2 protein-coding genes are annotated in these 1,628 nt (G+C 61.7%); one reads left to right on the forward strand and one right to left on the reverse strand.

All coding sequences use genetic code 11. From position 1 onward, the window contains the following. Nucleotides 1-755, forward strand: a 755-nt coding sequence (locus RN629_RS18155; RefSeq protein WP_407036483.1) for an RHS repeat-associated core domain-containing protein, incomplete at its 5' end; no start/stop codon positions are given. A 176-nt stretch (nucleotides 756-931) separates the two neighbouring features. Here RN629_RS18155 and RN629_RS18160 read toward each other — a convergent pair. Then, nucleotides 932-1,144 carry a hypothetical protein gene (locus RN629_RS18160; RefSeq protein WP_407036484.1) on the reverse strand — a complete coding sequence of 71 codons (213 nt, stop codon included), beginning with the start codon at nucleotides 1,142-1,144 and terminating at the stop codon, nucleotides 932-934. Nucleotides 1,145-1,628 lie beyond the last annotated feature (484 nt).

Raw genomic sequence — 1,628 nt, forward strand, 5'->3', positions numbered from 1 at the left:
ATGCGTCGGGCGCGAGGATCGCCATCGACAGCTATGACGAATACGGCATCCCGGGCAGCGGCAATATCGGCCGCTTCCAGTATACCGGACAGGCGTGGCTGCCCGACCTCGGCATGTACTATTACAAAGCGCGTATGTACTCGCCCACGTTGGGTCGGTTCATGCAAACCGATCCCAGCGGCTATAAGGACCAGGTCAACCTCTACGCCTATGTCGCAAACGATCCAGTCAACGGCAGGGACCCGGACGGGAAGCAGACTGTGCCTGGGACGTCGAACCTTACACTGGAGGATTGGCAAAGAACCGCGCGGGATATTGGGCGTCTCGCAGAGAAAGCTGGTAGTGCCTTAAAGGATGCGGTGCTGGCACCCTTCCGAGCAGGAGATGAGGCCGCAAAGGCTGCGGGTGATTTCAGGCGGAACTATCAGGATATGCGTGAGGCCAACACCATCGGTGGGGATAAGTATTTCCATTGCAAGGCGAACTGTGAGGCTGCTTCTCGCGGCGCTGTAGGAGAGCGGGTAGCGGAGAAGATTAGCAACGTCCGGGAAATTACCGATCAGCGTATTAAGGGCGACCCTCGTAGCGCGTCCGTAGCGGATCAGGCGGCTAACCGACAGGGTCGGGCTGCGGGTTCTGAAGCTGCCTCACGCAACATGTCGCCAATTCCAGGCGCGCAAGATCGATTAGCCCCTAATGTCTGTCGAGCTGGCTGCGACTCTCTCCGGCCTCGCGGACTGGATGATAGGTATTGAAGGAGGGGTTGAGTGCGTAGAAGAGGTATCATTATCAGTCTAGTAGTCGCCGTAATCATTTTAGTTGCATCAATTGCGATGCGGGATTATTTTACAGTCGATAGATGCTTGGACTCAGGCGGAAAGTGGAATCATGATGAGGGGCGCTGCATCGGGGCTCATAATTCATGATGATGCTAATGACTCGCGGGGCGTATGATGTTGTATTTGGTTAGGGCGCTCCATTCGTCGATCGCCCCGACCTGCGCCCCGTTCCTCAATCCAAGCGCCTCGGTGAGGGATGCGCGGCTGTCGATATAGACGGCCGCGCTGGTCCTGGCCCTGCTGATCGCGACATAGACGGAGGCGGCATCGACGGTATTGGTCCTGAACGATTCCAGATGCGCCATGACCCGATAGCACGTCGCGCCCTGGGACGAGTGGATGCTCCGCACCCATCCCGGCCGGACATGGCGGTCTGCCTGTTGAGCCGCTCGGCGCGGTAGTTGTTGCGGGTGAACTGCACGCGGTCCCCGGCGCGGAGCTCCTGTTCGACCTAGACCAAGGCGTCGGCCTAGGCGGCACTCCAGCGGGCGGGCTGCCAGTCGTGCGCCTTGCCACGCTCGGGGACGAGTCGCACCATCCCCGCCTCGGCATCGACCGCCTCGATGCGGTAGCCGATCCCGCGCCGGGCCGGTCCTTCTCGGACTTGCGGAACGCCACGATGTCGCCGGGCTGGTGGCGAGCCGGGCCTGGGCGCGGGCCGCTACGACCTCCAGGGGCACCCGCTGTACGCGCGGTTCGGCTCGGCGGAGGGCGCGGGGCTGACCAGCCGCTATGAGGGGTTCGGCCGGCTGATCAGCAGCAGCAGCAACCTGTCTGGCGCGGCGCTGA

Origin of the sequence: Facivitalis istanbulensis (genome assembly GCF_040560405.1) — a bacterium.
GTDB lineage: Bacteria > Pseudomonadota > Alphaproteobacteria > Sphingomonadales > Sphingomonadaceae > Sphingomonas > Sphingomonas istanbulensis.